Genomic DNA, 2238 nt, shown 5'->3' on the forward strand with positions numbered 1-2238 from the left:
GCACCTTCACCGCGACCGCCCGGGCCAGGCGCACCTTCACCGCGACCGCCCGGGCCAGGCGCTGATCCCACCCGTCGTACACGTCGGCCATTCCGCCGCGGCCCAGCACCTCACGCAGCTCGTACCGACCTGCGAGAATCACCGACACCGACATACGTTCACGCTAGTTGGCGCGGCCACCGTCCGGTAACCACGCCGCCGACCTGGTCGGTACTCGCCCGCTTTCCACGCCAACCCTGTGGGCGTCCCCGTGGGCACCCAGTCCGTCCGAATGCACGCGGCTTTCGTGTGGGATCGGCGAGAGCCGGGTACGCGAGGGGGGCATGAGCACACCGAAGAGGTCGACGTCGATGTTCCGGTCCGGGTCGCCTACGACCAGTGGACGCAATTCGAGACGTTCCCGAAGTTCATGGAGGGCGTGCGAGAGATCCGTCAGCTCGACGACACCCACACGCATTGGGTTCTCGATATCGCAGGGCAGATCCGTGAGTTCGATGCCACCATCACCGAACAGCATCCGGACGAGCGAGTGGCATGGCATTCGGACGCCGGCCCCGATCATGTCGGGGTGATCACCTTCCACCGTCTCGACGACGCCCACACCCGGGTGACCGCGCAGATGGACATCGACCCGGACGGGTTCGTCGAGAACGCCGCCGACAAACTCGGCGTCCTCAGCCACCGAGTCAAGGCCGACATGAAGAAGTTCAAGCACTTCATCGAAGAGCGCGGCACCGAAACCGGCGGCTGGCGCGGCGACGTCGACCGACCCACCCCCTGACTACACCCGGAAGAGGTGCTCCCTCCAAACCGCCACGGCCCCGTGGGGGCGTGGTCATCGGCAGCGGCTACCAGTCTCGGTTGGGGTCGGACCGTTTCGTACGGGCCGAATCGCCCAGGCTCCAGCGGTTTTGGCGGATCGAACTGCGGCCGTTGCGGGAAGTCCGGTAGTTCCCGCGCGGGCATCCGTTTTCGGGGTATGCCCGCGCGGAGGCGAGCCCGGCCGGGGCGCCGAGCGGACCGCACACACGACAAGTTCGGGGTGGGTGGTGGCGGGGAGCGAGGAGCGAAGCGATGACCACAGCGGGCGGTCCGAGTTCGAGCAGCCTGGCGGACGTCATCGACACCATCTTGGACAAGGGCTTGGTCATCGACGCCCGCATCGTGGTCGCGAGCGTCGACACCTACCTGCGTTTCGCCGAGGCGGCGAATCGACTGGCGATCGGCAGCGAACCCAAGGGCCTGTCCGACCTCGTGTCCGACGTCAAGGGCAGCGGCAGTACGAAGTCCAAGACCAAGGGCGTCCTCGAGGGCGTGGGGGAGACGCTCGGTGAGCTGCTCGGCGGATCCGGAAGCGACCGCGAACCGGCACCCCGCCGGAGGCGGAAATGACCTCCGCCGACGACACCGATGACCACGACACCGACGAGGGTGCTACGGCGGCCGTGATCTACGTGTACGGAATCGTGCCCGCGGACGTGCAACCCGAGAAGGACGCCACCGGCGTCCACGATGCCCCGATCGAGATCGTCAAACACGGCGACATCGCGGCGTTGGTCAGCGAGATCGACCCGGACCAACGCCTCGGCGCCCCCGCGGACCTGCAGGCCCACGCCCACATTCTCGACGGCACCGCGCACGTCGCCCCGGTGCTGCCGCTGCGGTTCGGTGCAGTCGTGTCAGATCGTGACGCGGTAATCCGCGAGTTGCTCGCCGAACATCACGACGAGTTCGCCTCCGCCCTCAATGAGCTCGAGGGCTTCGCCCAATACATGATCAAGGGCCGCTACGTCGAGGAGAGCATCGTGCGGGAGATCGTCGACGAGAGCCCGGAGGCGTCCGCACTGCTCGAAACGATCCGCGACCAGCCCGAGGAGCTCACCCGCGATGCCCGGATTCCTCTGGGCGAGCTCATCGGCCACAGCCTCGAGGACACGCGGGAGACAGACACCCGCACCACGCTCGAGGCGTTGTCACCGCTGACCGACACCGTCACCGTCCGCGAACCCACCCACGACGAGGATGCCGTGCAGATCGCGGTTCTCTTCGAGGTCGACCGACAAGAGGAACTCTTGAGCAGACGGTCGGGGACCTGGCCGCACGCTGGGACAACCGGGTCACCATGCGGGTGCTCGGTCCCACGGCCCCTACGACTTTGTGGTGAGACCAAAGCGGGAGGACTGACGAAGGATCTCCGGCGTGCAGGATTCGAAGAGTCGGTGTTCACCTCCTTTGTCC

General features: G+C 66.9%; 2 protein-coding genes and 2 pseudogenes. 3 read left to right on the top strand and 1 reads right to left on the bottom strand.

The annotated features are described in order from the left end of the window. Positions 1–154: pseudogene (locus AC1D1G_RS44520) on the bottom strand (serine/threonine-protein kinase); the annotation flags it as partial. A gap of 117 nt (positions 155–271) precedes the next feature. Between AC1D1G_RS44520 and AC1D1G_RS44525 the strand changes: the two are divergent. The 3 genes and pseudogenes from AC1D1G_RS44525 (at position 272) to AC1D1G_RS44535 (ending at position 2184) form a co-directional block, all read left to right on the top strand. Then, on the top strand, positions 272–781 hold the full coding sequence (locus tag AC1D1G_RS44525) for an SRPBCC family protein (protein ID WP_283354510.1): 510 nt from the start codon (positions 272–274) through the stop codon (positions 779–781). Positions 782–1074: 293 nt separating this feature from the next. Continuing rightward, entirely contained in the window at positions 1075–1392 is a 318-nt protein-coding gene (gene gvpJ / locus AC1D1G_RS44530; RefSeq protein ID WP_280783773.1) for a gas vesicle protein GvpJ, read from the top strand. After that, a pseudogene (locus tag AC1D1G_RS44535) lies at positions 1389–2184 on the top strand (GvpL/GvpF family gas vesicle protein). Before gvpJ ends, AC1D1G_RS44535 begins: the two are co-directional and overlap by 4 nt. The last annotated feature ends 54 nt before the right edge of the window (positions 2185–2238 follow it).

The sequence above is a fragment of the Rhodococcus sp. P3_B8 genome, assembly GCF_056402775.1.